The sequence below is a fragment of the Collinsella aerofaciens genome (assembly GCF_028209395.1).
GTDB classification, from domain to species: domain Bacteria; phylum Actinomycetota; class Coriobacteriia; order Coriobacteriales; family Coriobacteriaceae; genus Collinsella; species Collinsella aerofaciens_AZ.
The window spans coordinates 1-22,685 of sequence record NZ_JAQLDQ010000010.1; the positions used below are offsets into that span (position 1 = coordinate 1).

The following is a 22,685-nucleotide window of genomic DNA, read 5'->3' on the forward strand; positions in this document are numbered from 1 at the left end:
TGCTCTACAGTCCTGCGCAAGACGGAAAGCACATTAAGTGCTTTCCTTTGCGTGCGGAACTCGCGACAAACTTAACCTCCGCCCTCAGCCCCGGAGACCCTCCCTGCCGTCACTTTCTTCAACCAGTTCTTGTTGCTCGCCGCTTCGCGGCTCGGCGGCCCCGTTCTCCGTGGCGGGGTTGTCTTAGATTCTTGTTGAGACTCTGCCTTTGGCTCAAAGAAAACGGGGGATGCATTGTGCATCCCCCGTTTTTGTTGCGGTTAGTCCAAGTCAATAAACTTGGTGCTTAGGATCTTGCCGTCTTTAACGAGCATTCTGGCCATGGTGGGGCCTCGGCTGCCTCTGGGGTAGCTGGCGCTGCCCGGGTTGAGGACTAGGCAGCGGCCCACCTGGGCTTCTTTGGTTACGTGGGTGTGGCCGTTGATGGCTACGTCTACGGATCCCACCGGAAGGTCTTCGCGGTAGTGGGCTACGGCAAATTTGAGGCCTTCGTAGGTAAAGAGCGCAAGACGGTCTACATCGGGGCCGTAGTCGCGGTAGTAATCGTTGTTGCCCAAGACGGCCCGCACGGGGGCGATGGTGCATAGGTGCTCGTAGTCCATCTCTGACGTGAGGTCGCCGGCGTGGATAATCAGGTCTGCGCCTTCAAGCTCATCCAGAAGCGCAGGCGATAAATAGCCGTGGGTGTCCGAGATGATGTCGATACGCTTGGCGCTTGCACTGTTCATGGAATCCCTTCCGCAAAAAACGATTCGGCAGATACATACAAAATAGGCCCCACGGCTCCGCAGACGATGGGTCTACAGGGCTGCGGGGCCAGTGCGCTAGAGACTCAGGGCCTTCTTGAGCGGCACGACGCGGCGGCGCGAAACCGGCACGCGTTCGTCGACGCCCGTAATGCCCAGCTGGATGGCGCCCGAGGGCACCGTCTCAACGTCCGTGACGCACGCCAAGTTGACGATATAGCGGCGGTGAACACGGAAGAAGCCAAAGTCGCAGAGCTTGGCCTCAAACTGCGCCAGCGAGGTCGTCGACAAAAAGCGATCATCGACGGTATAGATGCAGGAGTAATCGTCCTTGGCCATAATAAAGCGAATGTCGTCCACGGGAATGAGCACCTTGCGGCCGCCCTTTTCCACCGGGATACGCTCGATGGTCACCTTGCTGTCCGTAACCGGCTTGGCGCGTTGCATGACTTTCTCGATCGCGCGATCCAAGCGAGCTTCCTCGACCGGCTTCATCAGATAATCGACGGCATCCACGTCGAATGCCTCGACCGCATGGTCGCTATACGCAGTCACAAATACGATCGCCGGCGGATTTTTGAGCTTATGCAGCGCCTCGGCAAGTTGCAGGCCCGAGGCACCGGGCATCGAGATATCGAGAAACACGACATCCACGCGACTTTCCATAAGCATCTCGATGGCGGAGCGGACGCTCGACGCCTCCGTGATCGTGCCGATCTTGCCCGTTTGCTCGAGCAGGAAGCGAAGCTCCGAGCGAGCCGGCGCCTCATCATCCACAATCATCGCACGCAGCATAGGGATAAAACCTTTCGTCAACTAACTACGCCGGGCATCCGTCGCATGACGTTGGGCCCGTAGCCTTTTATTTTACTCTTGAATGTCAAAGATGCTCTCTGACAAATCAAGATGAAGAAGCACTTTGGTGCCCTTGCCCGGCGCCGATTCGACACGCGTATAGGAGTGCGGCCCAAAAAAGCGATGGATGCGCTCCGAAATATTGTGCATGGCCACACCGGCGCCGCCACCCTGGGGAGAGCTGGCGTCGGGACGGGCAGAGCGCTCGTCAAACAGTCTGGCGGCGGTACCCTCATCCATGCCCACGCCATTATCGGCCACGGCAATCAAGATTGCATCCTCGCCGTCTTGGTGAACGGTCACGTCGATCCTCAGGGCGTCGTCATCGCCCATACCATGACGCACGGCGTTCTCGACAATCGGCTGGATCACGAACGCCGGCACCAGCGTATCTTCCACGTCCTCGGACACATCGAACGTCGCAAGCACACGGTCCTCGCCAAAGCGGGCCTTCTCAAAGGTAAGGTAGCGCTTGGTCTGTGCGACCTCGCGCGAGACCGGAATAAGCGATCCCGAGTTGTCGAGCGTGGCACGATAGAACGATGAGAACTCACGAAGCAGTTCGCGGGCCCGCAGCGGGTCGGTGCGCGTAAACGATGCAATGGTGTTCAGTGTGTTGAACAGGAAATGCGGGTTAATCTGCGCCTGCAGCGCACGCACCTCGGCGCGCGCTGTGAGTTCCTTTTGCACCTCGAGCTCGTGGATGGCGAGCTGCGTGGACAAGATCTCGGCAAAGCCCGAGGCAAGCGCGTACTGGGTACGGTCGACGGCGCGCGGGGTCTTGTAGTAGAACTTGAGCGTGCCGACGGTACGATCGCCCACCTTGATGGGGGCGATAATGCCGGCGGGGACTTGGTTGTGCGAGCCGTCCGAGCCCACGACATCCACCATACGGTTGAACGACTGCACGATGCCATGTTCGATAACGTAGCGTGTGGCAAGCGTGTGGATGGGAGAATCTGGCAGTAGTTTTTCCTCAAACTCGCCCGCGCAGGCAAGCACGTTGTCCTCGTCGGTGATGGCCACCGTCATGGCGCGCGTCTCGGGCAAAATGCGCTGGCACACCAAACGCGCCGACTCCTGCGTCAGACCGCCCTTAATGTCCTCGAGCATGGCCGAGGCCACCGAGAGCGTCTCCTCGGTGTACTGGGAGCGCACCGAATCGGGATTGAGCGTCAAAAAGATAAAGATGCACAGAAAGATGCACAGCAGCGCGCAGGCAATCACCGTGGCAATCGGCTCGATTCCGGTCGCCAAGGCAAAAATAAAGTACACCAACACGCAAATGGCGCAGGCAACGGCAATGATGCGAAAGATTGATATTGAACTATCGCGCTGGGCGCGGCGGTCGATCATTCGGCCCCCTCCAGGATACTGATCAGTTGTGCGTCACGCCAAAGCCCGTCCATGATCTTGGGCCAAAAGCTCTGGAAACGCAGGTAGCTTGCAGCGTTTTGGCGCGCATAGGCTTTTGCCTCGTCGATACCATGGCGCCAGATGCGCAGGTAGCCCTCATGCTCGCGGGTAAACACGCTGCGGACCATAGCGGTCTTGCGCACGCGGTCGTCGAGCTCGCGCGAAATCCACGGGCCCGGGTAGGGCATGAGCGATGCTGCCGTAACGGGAATGAGCTCCTTTTGATGCGCGGCGAATGTCAACTTGGCCCGTTCGTAGTACCAACGGTAGACATCCTGCATAAAGCGCGGTGAGCGCTTTTCGGACTCCGGAGGCAGATGGCGCACGGTCCACTCGTTATCGAACCACACGTCGTAGCCAAACATGCGCATGTTAAAGAGGTAATCCAAGTCCTCGCCGCGGGTGATAAACGGGTCAAAGGCCACACGCGTAAAGGCGCGGGCGTGCAGGGCCATCAGGCCGCCGCACACGTAGTTGGAGCGCGAGATGCGGGTGCCCGAGAGCGCCTTTTTCATCCAACGGTTGAACTCGATGCGCTTGGTCCACCAACGATGGCAGATGCCCGCCTTATCCGTGGGAGCCAACGGCGAGCCGTCGCGATCGTAGAAATAGCCGCTCTTGACCAAGATCGGCAAGCCCTGACGCGTCTGCTGTCCCAGCGCGTAGGTCGCGCGCTTCATAAAGTCGGCGTCGATGACAGTCTCATCGTCATCCAAAAAGATAACCGCGTCATGCCCCAGCACAGCGGCACAGGCTAGCCCCATGTTGCGGATGGCGCCGTAGCCTCGCAGACTCACGCACTCGCCCGAACCCTTGGGTGCGATCTGAGCAACCCGGTCTGCGATGCGCGAGGCCTGGGTGTTGGTGACAACGGTGACCTTGAGCGTGGGATGCGCGTCGACAATCTCGTGCACGCGCAGCGACACATCGGCTGTGGCAGAAACGGGACAGACCACCAAAAGGATGATGCGCGGGATGTCACGTACCTGCTCAAGCGAGGCCAGGCAGCGGTCGAGTTCGGGATTGTCGGCGTTGAGTCGTGTCGAATGGTCATAGGTGCCAGGGGCGTTTGCGCGAGCGTCATCGCCCGCCCAATACGTTGGAATCACGACCGTGGCGTTCATGCCTTACCCTCCCTGCAACACAAAAACGGGACGCCGCCAAACACAGGCGACGCCCCGCGACCTAGCTGACTCCATCATACCCACTTGGGCTAATCATTGTTCGAAAGTCAGAATGTTTATTGCGGATAACCCCAAAAGAGTATCGCGGCGGACGCAATTACCGGCAGGTTCCTATGCGGCCTGCTCTGCCGTCTGAGACATGCGGGACAGACGGACCAGCAGCGCAAAGCCCACCACCAGCAGCACGCCGATAGACAGGACGCCCAGCGAGGGGTTGCCGGTCAGCGAGGTGACGACCGACACCAAGAAGGTGCCCATAACACTTGCGTAACGACCAAAGATGTCAAAGAAGCCATAGTACTCGTTGGACTTTTCCTTGGGGATAATGCGGCCAAAGTAGCTGCGGCTGAGCGCCTGCACGCCGCCCTGGAACAGGCCGACCAAAATGGCAAGCACCCAAAACTCAAAGGCGGTCTTTAGGAAGAACGCGGCAAAGAGCACGATGCCCATATAGGCGGCGACTGCCACCAAGATCATGTTGAGCGTGCCCACGCGGCCGGCGAGCTTGCCGTAGATGATGGCGGACGGGAAGGCCACAAACTGCGTAACGAGCAGAGCCAGCACCAGTTGGGTCGAGTCGATGCCCAAAGCCGATCCGTAGCTGGTTGCCATGGAAATAACCGTGTGCACACCGTCGATGTAGAAGAAAAACGCGATCATGTAGATCAGCACGGTCTTGTTGTGGGCGATCTCGCGCATGGTGTGTCCGACCTCGGAGAACACACCGCCCACGATGTGGCCGATAGTATCCTCGGGACCGCGCTCGCGACCGTACTTTTGCTTATAGGTGCGAATGAGCGGCAGGGTAAAGATGAGCCACCAGGCACCAGTGATGACAAACGACAGACGCGTTGCCAGCATGGTGGGGACACCAAGAGCGGGACCACCCATGATAAGCGCCAGGCAGATGATGAACGGCACAGTGGAACCGATGTAGCCCCAGGCATAGCCCGAGCTGGACACGACGTCCATGCGCTCGTCGGTGGTAATGTCGGGCAGCATGGCGTCGTAGAACGTCATAGAAGAGTTGAGGCCGATGGTGCACAGCACGTACACAGTCAAAAATGCCATGGCGGACATTGGGATAGCCTGCGCCAGGCAAAGAACCAGGCCCGTGAGGAAGAAGCCCAAGAAGAACTTGATCTTGTTGCCGGCGTAATCGGCAAGCGCGCCCAGAATGGGCATGAGCATGGCAATGACCAGCGAGGCAATCGTCTGCGCGTTGCCCCAAGCGACCACCAGGTCTGCCGAGGAAGCGCCGGTATTGATGGCGTTAAAGTAGATGGGCACCACCGAGGTATTGAGCAGCACGAGGGCCGAGTTTCCCACATCGTACATGACCCAGTTACGCTCGAGCTTGGTGTATTTCATGGACAGGGACCCTTCGTATTCGCCCGATATGCAGCTAGTTCATCGTACCCCAATTGCACGGAGGCGCCGGTAAGGATTCGGCAAAGAGACAGGAGCGGACCCTACTCCTCGCGGTCGAACTCCTCGTCGGTGCCGAGCACGCGGCCGCTGTAGTTGACGTGACCGGTCACGGCCTCCATGTCACCGGTCTCGATAAAACGCGCGACCGTGCACTCGTAATCGACCAGCGCGCGATCAAAGACCTCGGGGAAACTCTCGTTCGAGACCTCATCGGTAAAGGGATTCTTCCATGTCAGATGGCCCAGGTTACCGGTGCGCTCGGGCAGCTCCGTCGTCACGCGATGGGCAAGGCCGTCGAGCAGCGAGTAGTCGTGCACCAACCCCTCAACCAGCGAGATCGCGCGCGTCTTTACGGAGCCGGCCGGCTCAATCGCACGGTAAAGTCGCTGCATATTGGCAACGGCAGCACCGTACTCCCCCGCCGGAATGTCAATGCCGTACACGCGTCCGGCAACATAGCTCATCAGCACGCCGGCCACGCGACTGATGCGATCGGTGGTGACGATCTCGCCCGCCGGCGGGTAATCGTCGACCGTAGCGCCATCGCGCTTAAGCTGCAGCATCAGTACATCCAGGTCGCTCTCGATCACGGCATGGACCTGACTGCTCGAATCCTCAAGCTCTGAATCGGACTCCACGATGCCAAACTGCTGCTCATAGACAAAGGGGTGGGCGTTGCGGTCGAGCACGTAATGAGACAGCAGACCCAGCGCAAAGGCGCGACCCAAGCTGGCGTCGCGCGGCAGCAGATGCGACACGCCGTCGCGCAGGCACGCGAACTGGCGAGACATGCGCGAGCGATGCATGACCTGCGCCAGCAGCGTACAGTCGGAAACACGCGGTGTCAGAATGTGAAAGAAAAACGGGTCGGGACCTTGGTTGCCCAAGATAAAGGCAATGCGCTCTTCATCTGACGTGATGACGCCCTGCGGAAGACGGTCGATGCTTTCCTCGCCAAACAGATGATGGGTGATAAGCGCGGGCATAATAATCCTTTCGATTTCATTCGATTCCACCCATTATGCCCACCGCGCGCCCATGCCAAACCTGCGATGGTAAACGACGACACGCAAGCCTCTTACGCAAGCCCCAGGTGCGACTTGACCTCGGCGGCACGACGACGGGACACCGGCACCGTCGAGCTCACGCGGTCGAGCCTGAGCTCCATCAACCCCGTGGAACCAATCTCAACATTGTGCACGTCTTCCAAATTGACCAGATAGCTCCGATGAACGCGAATAAAGCCCTCGGAGCCCAAGCGACGCTCGAGCGAAGAGATCGACTCATTGATCAGGTAGGTTCCCTCGGCGCAGATGGCGTTGCAAAAATCGGCGCGCGCCTCAAAGTAACAGACGTCTGCGGCGGGAATGAACACCTTTTTGCCCCCGCGATCCACCGTCAGACGCAAAGGCTGGCGCGGAGCGTGGACAACACGACGGGCACCCAAGGCTGCCTCGATCTTGCCGAGTGCCTTTGACAGGCGTGCGTCCTCGACCGGCTTGACGATATAGTCGACCGCATCGAGGTTATACGCATCGGCGGCGAACTCGGCAAACGCCGTCACAAACACAACCACCGGCGGCGTCTTTAAGTTCTGCAGCGTCTCGGCAAGCTCAATTCCCGAGCGGCCGGGCATCGTGATGTCCAAAAACAACACGTCGGGCTTGCTCGAGAGAATCGACTCCACGGCCTCGGTGACATTGCCCGCCTCGGCAATATGCCCCACGCGCGCGTCCTTCTCCAATAGATAGCGTAGCTCAGCCCTGATGGGAGGCTCGTCATCAACCACCAGGATGTTCCAGCCCTCGGACATGTGCGCTTCCTCTCTCTCCTCAATATACTCGCGTGCTACGCCGTCAACGGCGCCGGCTCATGCGGCTCGCCGTTCAGCTCGACGATAACCTGCGTCCCCACGTCCTCCTGGGACTCCACGCGCATGCCGGAATCTTCTCCGTAAAAGAAATGGATGCGCTGAAGCACGTTGAAGAGCGCCAGGCCGCAACCTCGCTTGATGGAGCCGTCGGCGGTAATGCTCTCGGGCTCCTCTCGGCGATGTTGCTCAAACAGATGCGCGCAGACTTCTTCGCTCATACCGATGCCGTCATCTTCGACGATGATCTCCAAGCCGTCATCGGTCTCAAAAGCCCTAACACGAATAGAAAGCGGCTCGGTCTCGCGCTGCGCATGCTTGATGCAGTTTTCGAGCAGCGGCTGCAAGATAAACGGCGGCACCAGGCTGTCGCGCACCTCAAAGTCGATGTCGACCGAAACGCGCAGACGGCCGTCGCCATAACGAGCCTGCATTAGATTGATATAGCGAGTGCCCTGTTCCACCTCGTGCTCGAGCGTGGTGAGCGTATCGGAATCAGAAAGCGTCTGACGATAGTAATTGGAAAAGTCGATCAGCAGCGACCGCGCCTTGTCGGGCTCGGTTCGAACGAGCGACACGATGGTACTGATGGTGTTAAACAGAAAATGAGGATCGACCTGCGATTGCAAGGCGCGCAGCTCCACGCGGGCCGCGAGCTCGTCCTGGCGCTCGAGCTCAAAGCTCGCAAGCTGCGTGGAAATGAGGTCGGCAAAGCCCGAGGCAAGCGCCGTCTGGCGCATATCGATGCTGCTCAGACGGGGATAATACAGCTCGAGCGTGCCCACGCAATGCCCGCGCACGGTAAGCGGTGCGACAATACCGGCGCGCAGGCGCGGAAAGTAGCCACCCGTCTCATTGGAGGCGTCGCGCGAAAACACGCTTTGCTCACCGCTGTTGATCACGTTGAGCGTGGTCTTGAGCACCACCGGGGTGCCGGCGGGACACTTTGCCGAATCCTCGCCCCAGCTTGCCAACACCTGCTTGCCGTCGGTAAAGCAGATGGCAGAGGCAATGGTCTCGGAAAGGATGATTTTGGAAGCGCCCAGGGCCGCTTCGGGCGTAAGGCCTCGCGACGTATAGGCGAATATTTTCGATGCGATGGCGAGTGTGCGGTCGGTAGCGCTCGACGTGAGGTCGTCGGGAACGACAAAGACGTACGAGAAGAAGAAGCACAGCATGACCAAGCCGGCAATGACGACAACGGCCGGAACGGGATTGGGATTATCAGTTAGATCCCAGATGAGCAGCAGGATAAGCAGCGGAACGACAATACCGAGCAAGATGGCTTGAACCACATGCTGAGCGGTACGAAAGACCTTGGTAGAGTTGTAGCTCTTGCCCAGAATCAGCCTATTGAGATCCACCGTCATCCCCTTCTTACTGACGCACCCATAGCAATGGAGAGGGCCGCAAGCGACCCTCTCCATTGCATTATGCAATCAAATACTGTGTTTTACATCCAGCCATCGATGAACGGTAGCTTAGGCGCTGTACTTGTTTGCCTCGCCGAAGCTGCCGGCCTCGACAATCCAGCCGTCCTTCATGATGACGTCCATGTTGTCGGTGTTGAGCACGTGGATGTCGGCGGCGACGTCACCGTTGACGACCAGCAGGTCGGCGCACTTGCCGGCCTCGATGGAACCGGTCTCGTCCTCGATGTGGCACATCTTGGCACCGTTAAGGGTGGCACAGGTGATGGTCTCGACCGGGGTGAAGCCGATCTTGTCGACGAACTCGTACATCTCCTCGATGGAGCAGGTGCCGTACGGGGTGACGAAGGAGAAGGAGTCGGAGCCGATCGTCATGACGACGCCGCGCTTCTTGGCCTCGCGCAGGCAGTCGTAGTTGCGCTGCAGCTCCTTCTCGACCAGGGTGCCCTCGTACTTGTCGTGCAGCTCGGGGACGTAGACGGGCGGATAGGTGGCGTACCAGGTGGGCAGGAAGGCGATCGTCGGGGTGAAGAAGGTGCCCTGCTCGGCCATGAGGTCCATGGTGCGCTCATCGATATCGAAGCCGTGAATCAGCTGCTCGCAGCCAAAGCGAACGGAGTCGTAGGCGGCGGCGTGGTTGTTGTAGCAGTGACTCCACACGGAGATGCCGACCATCTTTGCCTCTTCGACCACGGCCTGGATCTCCTCGGAGCAATAGTGCTGGTCGCGACCGGAATCCCAACGCCAGATGCCGCCACCGGTAGCCCAGATCTTGATGGCATCGGGGTTCTCGCGCAGGCGACGACGGACGGCCTTGCGCAGATCCCAAGGACCATCGACCTGGTCGCCCCAGGGATGGGATTCCTTGTTGAGCTCCTGGGTGCAGTGGTGGGAGTCACCGTGGCCGGCAACGCGGCAGAAGCCAAGACCAGTGGCCAGAACGCGCGGGCCCTTGAAGACGCCCTTGTCGATGCAGTCGCGAATCTGGATACCAAAGCGGCCGATCTCGCAGACGGTGGTGAGGCCGTGGGTGAGGCAGTCGTAGGCCTGCTTGACGGCGACGGCCTGCTTCTCGAGGAGCGGCTGCATGACCCAGTCGGTGTCATCGTCGGTCAGATTGCCCGAGAAGTGCAGGTGGGTGTCGATCAGGCCGGGAAGGACGGTCTTGCCGGCGGCGTCGATAACCTCAACGCCCTCGGGAAGGTCCTGCATAGCACCGGCATACTCGATCTTGCCGTTGTCGTCGACGAGAACGAGGGAGTTCTCGACCGGCTCGGCACCGGTACCGTCGATGAGCTTGCCGCCAACGATTGCGTACTTAGTGGACATGGTTCCTCCTTATGGATCCATATAGTGGGCGAGGCCATGTTGGGTTATGGCCTCACAAAGCTACCCAAGTGGTGCCGGGTTCGGTGCGCGGAAGAGAGGGGTCCGCGCACCCGATCCGCCCCGGCTAGGCGTTATTTTTTGCGGGAATTGGTGAAGGCCATGAGGGCCAGGCCAACGGCCAGCCAGCCGATCACGATGCTCCACTCCACCATGTTGAGGGAGGCGGGAGAGAACGGGACCACGAGCAGGCCGATGATGACGGCGCAGGCAGCAACAGCGAGGCTGATGCCAAACTTGCCGCCGGGCACCTCGTAGGGACGAGGCAGGTCGGGCTCGGTGAAGCGTATGCGCAGGCAGGCGAGGGCGACCATGCCGCAGGAGAAGATGAAGGCGAGAGCCGACACATTGGTCAGAGGAATGAGCATGTTCTTGCCCAGGAACGGACCGATGACGGTGATGACGCCCAGAACGACGCAGGCGAGCTTGGGGGCGCCGGACTTGGGATCGACCTCGGCGAATTTCTCGGGCAGCTGGCCCTTACGGCCCATGGCGAGCATGATGCGGCTCGTGGCGCCGTAGAAGGAGTTCATCGGGCCCATGGGTCCAAGCGTGGCAATGACGAGCATGGCCAGGTACAGGAGCATGTTGATGCCCTTGAGGCAGGCAAGCGCGGGAACCGGGCTCTTAACAAACTCATGCCAGTCGAGGATGGTGCCGAACGAGTAGATGCAGACCATGTAGAAACCGCCGGCGGCCAACAGGGCCAGGGAGATGATCTTGCCGAACTTGTTCCAGTTGAGGCCCTCGGCTGCTTCCTCAGCCTGCTGAGGAATGGTGTCGAAACCGGCGTAGAAGAACGGGGTCAGAACCAGGACCGACACGATGCCGGCGAACAGGCTGGTGCCCTCGGTAGCGGGCTTGCCGCCACCAGCGCCGGTGACCTGGGAGAACACGGGCATGGCGTGTTCCGGCGAACCGGTGAACAGCGAGACGCCCATGGCGAGCAGCATGCCGCAGAGCAGGGCCTTGGTCAGGAAGGCCTGGAGCTTGGCGGCCGAGCTGGCACCGCGGAAGTTGAGGAAGATGACGTAGACTGCAAAGCCGAGCGCGATCAGCGTCGGGAACAGGTAAACGTCGGCGCCCAGGATGGTATAGAGCTTGACGGCACGCAGCCACTCAAGACCGGGCAGGCTGCCGAACATCTCGGACACGAGGGTCGAGATAGCGATTGCCTCCCACGGGCACAGGATGCCGTTGCCCAGGGCCAGGAGCCAACCGGTGATATAGCTCAGCGTACGGCCAAAGCTACGATCGACATACTCGACGATGCCGCCCGAGATGGGGATAGCAGCCGTGAGCTCACCGAAAACAGCTCCGACGGGCACGAGAAAGATTGCACCCAAGAGGAATGCGATCATAGCGGGAACGGGACCGCCGCCCACGACCATCCAGTCGCCGACCTGCAGAACCCAGCCAGTTCCGATGATGGCACCGAAACCGATGGTGAAGAAGTTCCAGAGCGAAAGCGTTTTCTTCATGCCGCCGTTACCTTCGACTGCAACTTCTGCGTTCTTGTCCGCCATTGTTCCCCTCCTTTCCTTATTGACGCCTCTTTGGCGTCACCCCTTGCGCGGTCTGTTTTGCCGCGCGCTTTTATTTCGTGGCTTTACAATACGGCCTTGGCACAGCAGCGCCGCTTGTGGCTCGACCGAAGGCAGAACTGCAAAACGAGCGGCGCCGTTTTTGGGACGAACGGCACGGTTTGCCGCTCATTGTTGTCGCCCGTCCGACGGGCGTACGCTCATCGGACGCATATAGAGATGTTTTTGAGGCCGTGTGTTTTGCGCCTTTCGTACCGTTTACCGAGCTTTTGACGCGCGGACCCATTTGTTGCACATCTTTTTTGTAGGATAGACAGGTTATACATGAGACAAGGCGGTACGAATGGCATACGGATACAACGACGGTGATCAACGGCGACAAAGCGTTCGCCTTGCTGGCCGCACCACGCCGACGCCCAGAAGTGCCACGAGCAGCAATCCGCAACGCCCTCAAGAGCAACCCAGGCCTTCGTCTCGGCAGCAGACAAACAGAACACGGCAGAGTGGCCGTCCGAGCACGGGCACAAGCGCACAGCAAGATAGCCGCTTGGGCGCGCGCACTCGACAGCGCCAAGCCGAGGTTCCGCAACTGCGCCGCAACGGCGCACGTCAGCCCGGCAGCCATATCAACCGCTTCTTTTCGCATCCCCAAGGCGGACGCGACGGCAAGCCCTACCGCTCGACATCGTACGTGAATGCCCCCGCCCTGCCGGCTCGTCGGCTTTGCCTCGCACTGTGCTCTATCCTCATCTGTCTGGTCTTTGTGCTTATGAGCTCCTGTATGTCCCACGGCTCGGCCGGTCTCGAGCCCACCGCCGAGGACAAGCTGCTCAAGGCCCCCGTCGCGCCCGGTTATTCTTTCGCCTTTTCGACCCCGCGCTCGCAATGGCAAGCCGGCACGATGCCCCATATCTATCAGATCGACCCTGCATGGTCGGAGCTGCCTTACGCCGGCGGTACCATCCGCCAAAATGCTTGCGGGCCTACGTGCCTCACCATGGTCTATATCTTTAAGACGGGACGCACCGATATGACTCCCGTCGATATGTGCGCGCTTTCCGAGGCAGGCAACTATGCCCCCACCGGCGCCACCGAATGGTCATTTATGACGCGCGGCGCATGGCAGCTGGGCCTTAACGCAACGGAGCTCCATATCGATCGCAGCTCTATCACCCAGGCGCTGCGCTCGGGTGCGCCCATTATCGCATCGGTTCGTCCCGGCACCTTTACCAGTGTTGGACACTATATCGTGCTCTGGGGCATCGACGATGCCGATCAAGTGGGAGTCTACGACCCCAACTCGGCCAGCCGCAGCGCCCGTCGCTGGGGTGTCGTAGAAGTCCTCAACGAAATCGAAGCCATGTGGGCCTACTACTAGTCATTGGGCACTCATTGCACTCATTGGGGACAGACTTAAATGAGTAGCCCCAGGCTGCCAGGAACTGCCGACACGGAAAGCGCATCCCATTTTGGAGCTCAATAGCGGGATGCACTTTCCGTTAGCGGCCCGTTTGGGAAACTACGTTCCACTTTCCGGCAACATTCCGGGATGCATTTTCCGGTTGAGGCCCTCAAGGGAAACCGCGTCCCATGTTGGAAGCTCATTCTGGAATGCGCTTTCCGCAGTTGATCGATGCGGGCTTTAAGGACTATCCCAAGCTGCCGGCAGGAAAGGAACGTCCCCAAGTGCCGGGTTTCCGCAGTCATTGGGGACAGACTTAAATGAGTAGTCGTTTAAGAACGTCCCCAACGACTACCCACAGAATGAGGGTCTCATCGGGGACTAGGTAAATAGCAAAAGCCCCCGCGGCCGAAGCGGACCGCGGGGGCAACAGACCTGCAAGAGTTAACTCAAGTCCTCGCCATTTGATGCAATGACCTTTTGGTACCAGCAGAAGCTGTCCTTTCGGTAGCGATCGAACGTGCCTTTGCCCATATCATCGGCATCAACATAAACAAAGCCATAGCGCTTCTTCATCTGCCCCGTCGAGGCCGACACCAAATCGATACAGCCCCACGGCGTGTATCCCATCAGGTCAACACCGTCCTCGACAATTGCATCGCGCAGCGCAAGAATATGCCTTCGCAGGTAATCAATATGATACGCATCGTGGACTTTGCCGTCTTCCAGCGCATCGAGTCCGCCCACACCGTTCTCGGCGATAAAGAGCGGAAGATGGTAACGATCGTGGTAGCCGGCAAGCGTCACGCGCAAACCCAGCGCATCGATCTGCCACTTCCAGGCAGTCTCTTTATCCTTGAGGTACGGATTGCGCAACGTCGGGAACACGTTGCCCTCCGCCTTCTCGGCGATCACCTGATCATCGGCGCACACCAAGCGCGAGCAATAGTACGAGAACGAGATGAAGTCGACCGTATGCTCTGCCAGATACTCCGTATCGCCCGGCTCAAAGGGCACGTGAACACCCTCTTTCTCGAGTGCACGCAGCTTCCAAGCAGGATAGGCGCCCGCAGCCATCACGTCTGTGTAGAAGTAGCGGCCGCGGTCCTCCTCATACGCAAGCCATACGTCCTCGGGCGCACAACGGTACGGATAGGTCGCACCGGCAGCGACCATGCAACCCACCTTGTTTGCGGGATCGATCTTGTGCAGAATCTCGACAGCGCGAGCGCTCGCCATAAACATATGGTGCGAGAACGCCGCGGTCACGGCTGCACGGTCACGCTCATCCTCGAGCGTGACACCCGCGTTGAGATAGGACAGCGCCACGCTGTTGATCTCGTTGAACGTAAGCCAATAACGCACGAGGCCCTGGTACGCGCGTCCGACGGTCTCGACGTAGTGCGCATACCGCTCGATCATCTCTCGGCTTTGCCAGCCACCATAGCGCTCGACCAGAGCCAACGGATAGTCGTAGTGCGACAGCGTCACAAGCGGCTCGATTCCATGCTCGCGCAGCGCCTCGAATACCTGACGGTAAAACTCCAAGCCCTCGCCGTTGGGCTCGGTCTCCATCCCTGTGGGAAAAATACGGCTCCAGCAAATTGAAAGACGCAGGCACTTAAAGCCCATCTCGGCAAAGAGCTCGACATCCTCGTGCCAATGATGGAAGAAGTCGTTGCCCCAGCGGCATGGATACAGCCTGTCCGGATCGTCCACGGGCTTTTGCCTGCCAAACATTACATCCCAGCGGTCGGAACCCTGTGGGATCAGGTCGGAGTGCGACATGCCGCGGCCGCCCTCGTTCCAGCCCCCTTCGGCCTGGTTGGCGGCGAGGGCACCACCCCACAAAAAGCCCTCGGGCATACCGGCGGCAGACGTTCTGTCAAAGTAACTCATGCTACTCAGCATCCTCGGCAGAAGCTGCCGCGGCGTTCTCCTGCTCCTGAGCCAGGAGCTGGTTATCGTACACCTTAAAGAACGGGTACCAGACCACAGCCATGACCACGATCAAAACGATCGTAAACACCCAGATGCGCGGGTCGAGGCACTGGACAAAGCCCTGAACGAAGATGGGGAACGTGCCGCTCACCAAGATGTAGAAGTTAGAGACAAGACCCAGTGAGACCGCACCCCAATACAGCAGGGCCGAGATCATGCCGCCTAGCACAAACGGAATCATGAGGATCGGGTTGAAGATGATGGGCGCGCCGAAGATCGCGGGCTCGGAGATACGGAAGAAGCTCGGCACGATCGATGCCCTGCCAAATGCCTTGAGCTGCTGCGACTTTGCCCTAAACGCGCAGAGCGCCACAAAAGAGAACGTATTACCCGTGCCGCCGATGAGGTTGATGGCCAACGACATGAGCACCGGGTGGAACTCAAGCGGCTGCCCGGCAGCATAGAGCGAGGCGTTGGCGGCAAAGGCGGCAAGCGAGACCGGGGCGGTGATGGGCATTACGATCATGTTGCCGTGGACGCCAAAGCACCAAAACAGCAGCGTCATGAAGCAGATAAGCAGTGCGCCGGGCACAGAGTCAACTGCGACGGAAAGCGGGGCAGCGAGCAGCTTCTCGATAACCGAGGGGATGGACAGCGCGGGATCGATCATCTGGATCAGCAGGTTGCCGCCAAAGAAGATGAGGATGTTGGCGAGCATAGGTACGATGGCGCCAAAGGTTTCGGACAAAAACGGCGGCACGCCATCGGGCATCTTGATGGTGATGCCCTTGGTCTGGCAGAAGCGCGTGACCTCGACGGAGACCAAGGCAACGATGATGGCGGTAAACAGGCCCTGCGCACCCAGATAGGTGCAGGGGACCGCCTGGAGCACGGACTCGTCAGCAAGCTGGTAGTAGGACGACGGCGCCGCGGCGATCAGGAACATCACCAGCGAGGTCATGCCGGCGTTAAGCTTGGGCATCTTGTAGGTGCCCGCCAGGTTATAGGCGATTGCGAACGTCACGATCACCGACAGTATGCCCATCGTCATATTGAAGGGGATGAGCAGCGTGAGCTTATTGGCCGTCGCAAAATCGAGCCAAGGGCCAAAGACGGACCAGAACCCGCCCTGCGCCACCAGGTCGGCCGTGACCGGCGGGTTGGCGAGGATCATAAAGACGGCAGATACCAAGATGAAGCTGATCGCGCTCATAAAGCCCTTTTGCATGGAGGCAAAGTGGCGCTCGGTGCCGCAGAAATTGGCGATAGGGGTCAGTTTTTCCTGAAGCAGGGTCATGAACTTCTCCATGGTTGCCTCCTAACCCAACAGCGACTGGGCGAGTGCCAGCACGTTGGCGGCGTTGCCCATGCCGTAGTCCTGTGCGGGGATGACCGCGGTCGGCTTACCGCTCCCCTGCTTGACGGTGTTGAGCTGGTAGGACACCTGCGGCCCCAAGAGCAGCACGTCATAATTGGCGCACGTCTCCTGATACTCGCCGATACCCACCGCATCGATATCGAGCTCGATGCCGTTTTGCTCCGCATATTTCTCGAGTTTCTTCATCAGAATGCTTGTAGACAGACCAGCTGCGCAAACAAGAAGGATCTTCATAAGGGATTCCCTTCGCATTGATTGGTTGGATAGTCACCGCACGCCGCTAGGCGTTCTTGGCTGCAGTGCGCTCATATAGGCAGATCAGCTCCTGCACGAGCTCCTGAGCAAGCATGGAGCACATGAGGTGGTCCTGAGCATGGACCAGCAACACATCCACCGACAGATGCTCGCCCGCTGCCTCAGTCGAAAGCAGCTGCGTTTGGATGTGGTGAGCCTTGATTCCCGCATCCTTTGACTGCTTCATGAGTTTGGCGGCGACGTCAAAATCCCCCGCTTTTGCCTTTTCAAGGGCTTCGAAGGCAAGGCTGCGTGCCTCTCCCGCTGCAGCGACCAGCTGAAACGAAACCATCTCGGTTCCCTGATCGTCCATAACGGTCTCCTCTCCCGTGATGTCTGGTTTGTACTTGAATATTCGAAACACCTATCTCCCGCCCGCAATCCTCGAGGTTTATTGCAGGTAGACTGACAGGGTCATCGACAAAAGAAGTCTTAAGCCGTATGCGCTTGCACAAGCGCCATCAGCTCATGCCAGGACCGGCGCTCGCGTAAGCGCTCGACCCCCTGGCGGTCCATAAAGATCTCAGCGAGCAGCGAGCTCAAGATCCGCGCCTCATCGCCGCCCGACCGGGCAAACGACACCATAAAGACGATATCGACCTCATGGCCGTATTCGTCCCAAAGAATGGGATGTTCGAGCAGGCCCACGGTAACAAAGGCCTCGGCGCTCAAAGGATGCATCCCATGGGGCATGGCCACCCCATTGCCAAACGAGGTGGCACTCGCGCTCTCGCGCTCGGCAACCTCTTGGGCAAACTGGGCATCGACACGGCCGCTCTCGACGGCGCGCTCGGAGAGATATCGGAGAACGGCCTGCTTCGACGACGCCTCAACGCGGTTGAAGAACAGGGCACGGCTAAAGAAAGAGCTCACGGAGTCCGATTGCGCAGTGTCGTCGCTCAGCACCTTGCGGATAGCGTTGACATCGCTCGTCTCCAAGAAGAAATCGGCCTCGCGGACGGGCACGGGCAACTTGACGTTGAGCGGCACCGTTGTGAACACGTAGTCGATGTGCGAAAAATCGAACGTTCCCACGCGGGCGACATCGCATGTCTCAATCGAATCGATATACATGCCAAACTGCTTGCGGTACTGGTGCTCGAGCATACGGGCGCTTCCCGCTCCCGAGGCGCACACGATCAGGATGCGCTTGCGACGCGGCTGGTCGGCTTGCTGCTCGAGGGCCAGGGCAAATGCCATGGCGATGTAGCCGAGCTCTTCATCAGAGGGCTGGCTGCCAAAATGACGCTCGAGTACCTGCGAGGTGCCGGCCGCCATCGAATAGGCCAACGGAAACCTCGTCTTGATATCGGGCAGCATGGGGTTATCCATATGCATGTGATATTCAAGGCGATAACCCAGAGGGCCAATATGCCGAGCAAGGTTCATGCGAAGTTCAAGATCGCTGCTAAAGTCAAACCTAAACTCATCGTTGACCGTACGTACCATCTCGGAAGCAATCTCCCACATCTCGTCCGAGATAACGGCAGAGCCCTTCTCGGGCACGCCCGTGCCCCTGCCGAGCAAATGGATTGCGATAAAGGCAACCTCTTCTCGGGGCATGCTCACGCCCAGGGCATCCTTGATGTTTGCGGCAATCTGGAAAGCCGCGGCGTATTCGCGCGTTCCCTCCAGTTTTTGAACGTCCGATTCTGCAGCTGGGACATAGCAGCCCTGCTCGATGCGGCCAAGAGCGATGTAAAGATGCATGATGAGATTGCGGGATGCCAGCGAGCTCACCGTGACGGGCGAGGCCGTCAGAGCATCGTCCACACATGCGGCGATGGACCGCAGGTGCTCGGCGAGCTTTGCATCGTCGGTGTCGGGCAACACGGGCCTCACCAGCGAGGCCAGGCACAGGCGCCGTTGCGACTCCCCGCCCGCAACGCGGATTCCGTAGCGTGGGCGCTTTTCAAGCGTTAAGTCAAATTGGGCGAGTTTCTGCTCTACCAGACGCATGTCATTGGACAGAGTCCGCGCCGAAACGTAGAGTAAATCCGCATACTCCTCAATCGTCACCCACTGGGACCGCATGAGGAGGTCGTTAAGAAGGAAGGACACACGGCCGTCGCGCGTATCAGGAATGCCCGGATGGGCCAGAGCCGCACCGTCTAGCAAGCGAGCAAGCTCATCTGCACGTGCAACATCGATACGATACTGCCCCTTGCTGCCAACGATGCGTGCAACCCCTGCAAGGTTGTCGTTTGCGCGATGGATATAGTTTCTCACGGCGCGCTCGCTTACCTCGAGACGCTTGGCAAGTACCGCGACAGCGACAGGCTGAGCGTCCTCGATCATATTTACAAGCTGCTTGACGCGAGCATCCATGTCCTCCTCCTTTCCCTGCGTCTAGTCTAACGCGGTAAAGAATGACACTCCACGTCGCGCTCGTTCCGCCAACTCGGAACAGGTTGCGGGGAGTCCAGCTGAGCTATGGAGAGCCTGGGGAAAGGGCCCGAAGGCAATGCGTCGGTGTGGGATGCGCCTTCCCAGCCATTGTGCAGTCATTGGGGACAGACTTAAATGAGTAGTCATTGGGGACGTTCTTGTTTGACTAGTCGTTTAAGAACGTCCCCAATGACTATTAAGGACTGTCCCAAGCTGCCGGCAGGAAAGGACCGTCCCCAAGTGCCGGGTTTGTCCCCAATGACTAGGTGAATAGCAAAAGCCCCGCAGTCGGAGCGGACTGCGGGGCTCATGAAGAGAGGCTAGTTTGTGGGCGCTTTGCCTGGCGCCCACGGGAGAGGCAACAGAGCAGGGACTACTCGTGGATGCGGGTACCGGAGAGGCCGGCCATGGTCTCGGCGGCCTTGTCCAGGGCGCCGATGATGCAGGTGCGGCCCTTGCGGGAGCGGGCGAACTTGATGGCGGCGCGGACCTTGGGCTCCATGGAGCCCTTGCCGAACTGGCCCTCGTCGGCCAGGCGCTCGGCCTCGTCGGCGGTGAGGTCCTCGAGCTCCTCCTGGTTGGGCTTGCCGAAGTTGATGGCGACATGCTCAACGGCGGTCAGCAGGAACAGGACGTCGGCGTCGCAGTCCTCGGCCAGCAGCTCGCCGCCCAGGTCCTTGTCGATGACGGCGGGAACGCCCTTGTAGCAGCCCTTGTTCTCGTAGTCGCGGACGACGGGGATGCCGCCGCCACCGCAGGCGATGACGATGAACTCGTTGTCGAGCAGGTTGAGGATGGAGTCAGCCTCGACGATCTTCTTGGGATCGGGGGAGGCGACGACGCGACGCCAGCCGCGGCCGGAGTCCTCGACGAAGACCTTGGAGGGATCCTCGGCCATGAACTCCTTGGCCTGCTCCTCGGTGTAGAAGGGGCCGATCGGCTTGGTCGGGTTCTTGAACGCGGGATCGTCCGGGTCGCACTCGATCTGGGTGACGACGGTGGCGGCGTGCCAACGCTTATAGCGCTTGTGCATCTCGCGGCCGATGCCCTGCTGCAGGTGATAGCCGATGTAGCCCTGGGACATGGCGCCGCACTCGGGCAGCGGCATCTCGGGGGTACCGATGGCGTCGTGGGCAGCGGCGAAGGCGTTCTGGATCATGCCGACCTGCGGGCCGTTGCCGTGGGTGATGATGATCTCGTTGCCCTGCTCGATGAGGCCGAGGAGCGCGTGGGCGGTGTTGCTCACGGCCTCGATCTGCTCGACGGGGTTGTTGCCGAGGGCGTTGCCGCCGAGGGCGACGACGATGCGGTCGGGCTTGCCAAGAGGCTTAGACATTGCTGGAATCCTTTCTGTAAAAGGCCTACAACCCATTAATAACCCGCGTCCGTGCAATACGCGAGTTTATTAAGGTTTATATTCTCTTTATCGCTCATTTTATTCATTTTGAAAATAGTTTAACGGTGAACGGTCGTTTTTACCCGCTCAGCGTAAAGAAGCCCAGCTCACACATGTTTACGTCATCTACGTGCGACTTTATTTAATTAGAGCAGTGATTGGGCCAGATTATGCAAACTATATCTTTGCTAAACACATAACGGACACTGCAATTATTTACTCGCACTATACGAGATTCTATGCACTTGCAAGACAAGTATGCACCCCTGCAATAACACGGGGCTTTTCATCCAACAAAAGGGATAGCCGAACGCGCTTCACTTTGCGGCAAGCGATTGTGAGTTCGCAGTATGGAACTTTACCGTCGGGTACTGCATGAACGCCGTCGACGCCCTCTCGCTCCTGCGCGCCCAGGCAATCGAGAACATCAGCGGCGTCCCCAGTCTTTTTGCATGGCACCGCGCCGGCTCGATGGCTCTGGGACCTAAGCGAATCTTTGCTATCTGCCAATTTTTGTATGATTTGGGTCATTCCTATCTGCCAATTTTTGTATGATTAGGGGCAAATCTATTTGCCAATTTTTGTCATTGAGGGGTTTTATGCTACGCCGTAAGGTCACTGACAGGCTTTTGAGCTGGAAGAACAACTCCAATAAAGCGTTGCTTGTTACTGGTGCGCGTCAGATTGGCAAGAGCTATGCGATTCGAGCGTTTGGTAAAGACAACTACGCGTCGTATTTTGAGGCCAATTTGCTGCTCGATGCCGAGGCAAGAGATGTGCTCATTGGCGCTAAGAACGCCGTTGACTTTATCAACCGCGTGGCCCTTCTTGCGGATGCACCGCTTGTTGAGGGAGATACGCTTATCTTTGTCGATGAAATACAGGAGTATCCGCAGATCGTCACGCTCATGAAGGCGTTGGTCGAGGACGGGCGCTTTAGCTATGTCTTCTCGGGGTCTATGCTTGGGACTGAGTTTAAGGGGATCTCTTCTTTCCCGGTGGGGTATGTCGAGCACATTGTTATGCGGCCAATGGATTTTGAAGAGTTTTGTTGGGCAAACAGCATCAGCGAGAATGTGCTTGCAGACATCCGCAGCTGCCTTGTCGAGAGGCGTCCCGTCGAAAACTATATTCATGAGGTGATGCTCAAAAACTTTAGAGCTTATATCGTTTGCGGCGGCATGCCGGAGGTCGTTCAGAACTATATCGATTCGGGCTATTCGCTCGTGAGAACGCGTGAGCTTCAAATTCAGCTAGTCGATCAGTACAAAAGCGATATCTCTAAATATGCATCGACTCGAGCGTTTAACGTTCGCTCCATTTTCGAGCAAATTCCCGTTCAGCTTGAGGCGGAGTCCCATCGCTTTATCGTCTCGTCTCTAGGCGAGGGAGCTCGTCTTCAAAAATACGAGCAGGATTTCCTATGGCTGGTGAACGCAGGCGTTGGATTGATGGTCCCCCAGGTGACGGAGGCACGAAGTCCTCTCAAGAGGACGGAGAAAACGACGGCCTTTAAACTATACGAGTCCGATACAGGTATGCTCGCATCGCGGTATCCCGGCAGCACGGCACGCGCCGTCTACCTTGACATGAAAACCCCCAACCTCGGCGGCCTCTATGAGAACGTGGTCGCACAGGAACTCGTTGCCCTCGGAGCAGATACGTGGTACTACCAAACGCGTGAGGTCGGTGAAGTCGACTTTGTAATCGAAGGTGCCCGCGGGCATGTTGTCCCAATCGAAGTCAAATCGGGCAAGAAAGTTCGAGCACATGCAGCCCTCGACCGTTTGATGAGTGTGGGCGAGTACAAAATTCCCGAGGCCGTTGTGCTGAGCCACGAAAACCTTTGCAAAGAGGGCAAGATCCTTTACGTTCCAATCTATATGACATTCTGTCTCGATGAGTTTATGGAAAAGGACGACCCCAACAACGATTTCTCGTTTGCACCCATATCTCTCTAGGTCATCTGAGTCCGCAAGCCAGCCCCCACGCCCAAAGTACTGCGCCTTTCGCGCCAAAGGCGC

At 58.7% G+C, this 22,685-nt stretch carries 18 protein-coding genes; 2 read left to right on the forward strand and 16 right to left on the reverse strand.

Going from position 1 to position 22,685, the window contains the following annotated elements; all coding sequences use genetic code 11:
- Positions 1-260: 260 nt before the first annotated feature.
- The 10 genes from PMW67_RS05465 to PMW67_RS05510 all read right to left on the reverse strand — a co-directional run bounded on the left by PMW67_RS05465 (position 261) and on the right by PMW67_RS05510 (position 11,844).
- A complete protein-coding gene (locus PMW67_RS05465) occupies positions 261-728 on the reverse strand; it encodes a YfcE family phosphodiesterase (protein ID WP_271738998.1) in 468 nt (155 codons plus the stop codon).
- 96 nt (positions 729-824) lie between these two features.
- The gene (locus tag PMW67_RS05470) at positions 825-1,541 is read right to left on the reverse strand and encodes a LytR/AlgR family response regulator transcription factor (RefSeq protein ID WP_006235156.1); all 717 of its coding nucleotides are present in this window, start codon (positions 1,539-1,541) and stop codon (positions 825-827) included.
- A 72-nt stretch (positions 1,542-1,613) separates the two neighbouring features.
- Positions 1,614-2,957: a histidine kinase gene (locus tag PMW67_RS05475; RefSeq protein ID WP_117655950.1), complete on the reverse strand. Its 1,344-nt coding sequence runs from the start codon at positions 2,955-2,957 to the stop codon at positions 1,614-1,616.
- Complete coding sequence (locus PMW67_RS05480; protein ID WP_117743936.1) at positions 2,954-4,141, reverse strand: glycosyltransferase; 1,188 nt, start codon at positions 4,139-4,141, stop codon at positions 2,954-2,956. Before PMW67_RS05480 ends, PMW67_RS05475 begins: the two co-directional genes overlap by 4 nt.
- 171 nt (positions 4,142-4,312) lie before the next feature.
- Positions 4,313-5,572 carry an MFS transporter gene (locus tag PMW67_RS05485; RefSeq protein ID WP_271739000.1) on the reverse strand — a complete coding sequence of 420 codons (1,260 nt, stop codon included), beginning with the start codon at positions 5,570-5,572 and terminating at the stop codon, positions 4,313-4,315.
- Between the two features lie 101 nt (positions 5,573-5,673).
- Positions 5,674-6,618 (reverse strand): zinc dependent phospholipase C family protein, encoded by a 945-nt coding sequence (locus PMW67_RS05490; protein WP_117584174.1) that lies wholly within the window; start codon positions 6,616-6,618, stop codon positions 5,674-5,676.
- Positions 6,619-6,710: 92 nt separating this feature from the next.
- A complete protein-coding gene (locus tag PMW67_RS05495) occupies positions 6,711-7,445 on the reverse strand; it encodes a LytR/AlgR family response regulator transcription factor (RefSeq protein WP_271739002.1) in 735 nt (244 codons plus the stop codon).
- Between the two features lie 35 nt (positions 7,446-7,480).
- Positions 7,481-8,866 (reverse strand): sensor histidine kinase, encoded by a 1,386-nt coding sequence (locus tag PMW67_RS05500; RefSeq protein ID WP_271739003.1) that lies wholly within the window; start codon positions 8,864-8,866, stop codon positions 7,481-7,483.
- 117 nt (positions 8,867-8,983) lie between these two features.
- Entirely contained in the window at positions 8,984-10,261 is a 1,278-nt protein-coding gene (locus PMW67_RS05505) for a metal-dependent hydrolase family protein (RefSeq protein ID WP_271739005.1), read from the reverse strand.
- A 131-nt stretch (positions 10,262-10,392) separates the two neighbouring features.
- Positions 10,393-11,844, reverse strand: a complete 1,452-nt coding sequence (locus tag PMW67_RS05510; protein WP_271739007.1) for an APC family permease — start codon at positions 11,842-11,844, stop codon at positions 10,393-10,395.
- Positions 11,845-12,409: 565 nt separating this feature from the next.
- On the opposite strand from PMW67_RS05510, the gene PMW67_RS05515 reads away from it, so the two are divergent.
- Complete coding sequence (locus PMW67_RS05515) at positions 12,410-13,240, forward strand: C39 family peptidase (protein ID WP_233505690.1); 831 nt, start codon at positions 12,410-12,412, stop codon at positions 13,238-13,240.
- A 468-nt stretch (positions 13,241-13,708) separates the two neighbouring features.
- On the opposite strand, the gene PMW67_RS05520 is transcribed toward PMW67_RS05515, so the two are convergent.
- From PMW67_RS05520 to arcC, 6 genes are all read right to left on the reverse strand, one after another.
- Complete coding sequence (locus PMW67_RS05520) at positions 13,709-15,163, reverse strand: family 1 glycosylhydrolase (protein ID WP_255413168.1); 1,455 nt, start codon at positions 15,161-15,163, stop codon at positions 13,709-13,711.
- Between the two features lies 1 nt (position 15,164).
- The gene (locus PMW67_RS05525; RefSeq protein WP_117776361.1) at positions 15,165-16,514 is read right to left on the reverse strand and encodes a PTS sugar transporter subunit IIC; all 1,350 of its coding nucleotides are present in this window, start codon (positions 16,512-16,514) and stop codon (positions 15,165-15,167) included.
- Positions 16,515-16,523: 9 nt separating this feature from the next.
- A complete protein-coding gene (locus PMW67_RS05530) occupies positions 16,524-16,817 on the reverse strand; it encodes a PTS sugar transporter subunit IIB (RefSeq protein ID WP_117648560.1) in 294 nt (97 codons plus the stop codon).
- A 46-nt stretch (positions 16,818-16,863) separates the two neighbouring features.
- Complete coding sequence (locus tag PMW67_RS05535; RefSeq protein WP_271739008.1) at positions 16,864-17,190, reverse strand: PTS lactose/cellobiose transporter subunit IIA; 327 nt, start codon at positions 17,188-17,190, stop codon at positions 16,864-16,866.
- A gap of 119 nt (positions 17,191-17,309) precedes the next feature.
- On the reverse strand, positions 17,310-19,205 hold the full coding sequence (locus tag PMW67_RS05540) for a BglG family transcription antiterminator (RefSeq protein WP_271739010.1): 1,896 nt from the start codon (positions 19,203-19,205) through the stop codon (positions 17,310-17,312).
- Between the two features lie 433 nt (positions 19,206-19,638).
- Positions 19,639-20,601, reverse strand: a complete 963-nt coding sequence (arcC, locus tag PMW67_RS05545) for a carbamate kinase (RefSeq protein ID WP_006235166.1) — start codon at positions 20,599-20,601, stop codon at positions 19,639-19,641.
- Between the two features lie 659 nt (positions 20,602-21,260).
- Between arcC and PMW67_RS05550 the strand changes: the two genes are divergently transcribed.
- Positions 21,261-22,622 carry an ATP-binding protein gene (locus tag PMW67_RS05550; RefSeq protein WP_271739012.1) on the forward strand — a complete coding sequence of 454 codons (1,362 nt, stop codon included), beginning with the start codon at positions 21,261-21,263 and terminating at the stop codon, positions 22,620-22,622.
- The last annotated feature ends 63 nt before the right edge of the window (positions 22,623-22,685 follow it).

What these genes read in the sequence shown, in the direction of transcription:
- PMW67_RS05465 (WP_271738998.1), bottom strand. Translation starts at nt 728, where the DNA reads ATGAACAGTGCAAGCGCCAAGCGTATCGACATCATCTCGGACACCCAC.
- PMW67_RS05470 (WP_006235156.1), bottom strand. Translation starts at nt 1,541, where the DNA reads ATGCTGCGTGCGATGATTGTGGATGATGAGGCGCCGGCTCGCTCGGAG.
- PMW67_RS05475 (WP_117655950.1), bottom strand. Translation starts at nt 2,957, where the DNA reads ATGATCGACCGCCGCGCCCAGCGCGATAGTTCAATATCAATCTTTCGC.
- PMW67_RS05480 (WP_117743936.1), bottom strand. Translation starts at nt 4,141, where the DNA reads ATGAACGCCACGGTCGTGATTCCAACGTATTGGGCGGGCGATGACGCT.
- PMW67_RS05485 (WP_271739000.1), bottom strand. Translation starts at nt 5,572, where the DNA reads ATGAAATACACCAAGCTCGAGCGTAACTGGGTCATGTACGATGTGGGA.
- PMW67_RS05490 (WP_117584174.1), bottom strand. Translation starts at nt 6,618, where the DNA reads ATGCCCGCGCTTATCACCCATCATCTGTTTGGCGAGGAAAGCATCGAC.
- PMW67_RS05495 (WP_271739002.1), bottom strand. Translation starts at nt 7,445, where the DNA reads ATGTCCGAGGGCTGGAACATCCTGGTGGTTGATGACGAGCCTCCCATC.
- PMW67_RS05505 (WP_271739005.1), bottom strand. Translation starts at nt 10,261, where the DNA reads ATGTCCACTAAGTACGCAATCGTTGGCGGCAAGCTCATCGACGGTACC.
- PMW67_RS05510 (WP_271739007.1), bottom strand. Translation starts at nt 11,844, where the DNA reads ATGGCGGACAAGAACGCAGAAGTTGCAGTCGAAGGTAACGGCGGCATG.
- PMW67_RS05520 (WP_255413168.1), bottom strand. Translation starts at nt 15,163, where the DNA reads ATGAGTTACTTTGACAGAACGTCTGCCGCCGGTATGCCCGAGGGCTTT.
- PMW67_RS05525 (WP_117776361.1), bottom strand. Translation starts at nt 16,514, where the DNA reads ATGGAGAAGTTCATGACCCTGCTTCAGGAAAAACTGACCCCTATCGCC.
- PMW67_RS05530 (WP_117648560.1), bottom strand. Translation starts at nt 16,817, where the DNA reads ATGAAGATCCTTCTTGTTTGCGCAGCTGGTCTGTCTACAAGCATTCTG.
- PMW67_RS05535 (WP_271739008.1), bottom strand. Translation starts at nt 17,190, where the DNA reads ATGGACGATCAGGGAACCGAGATGGTTTCGTTTCAGCTGGTCGCTGCA.
- PMW67_RS05540 (WP_271739010.1), bottom strand. Translation starts at nt 19,205, where the DNA reads ATGGATGCTCGCGTCAAGCAGCTTGTAAATATGATCGAGGACGCTCAG.
- arcC (WP_006235166.1), bottom strand. Translation starts at nt 20,601, where the DNA reads ATGTCTAAGCCTCTTGGCAAGCCCGACCGCATCGTCGTCGCCCTCGGC.
- PMW67_RS05550 (WP_271739012.1), top strand. Translation starts at nt 21,261, where the DNA reads ATGCTACGCCGTAAGGTCACTGACAGGCTTTTGAGCTGGAAGAACAAC.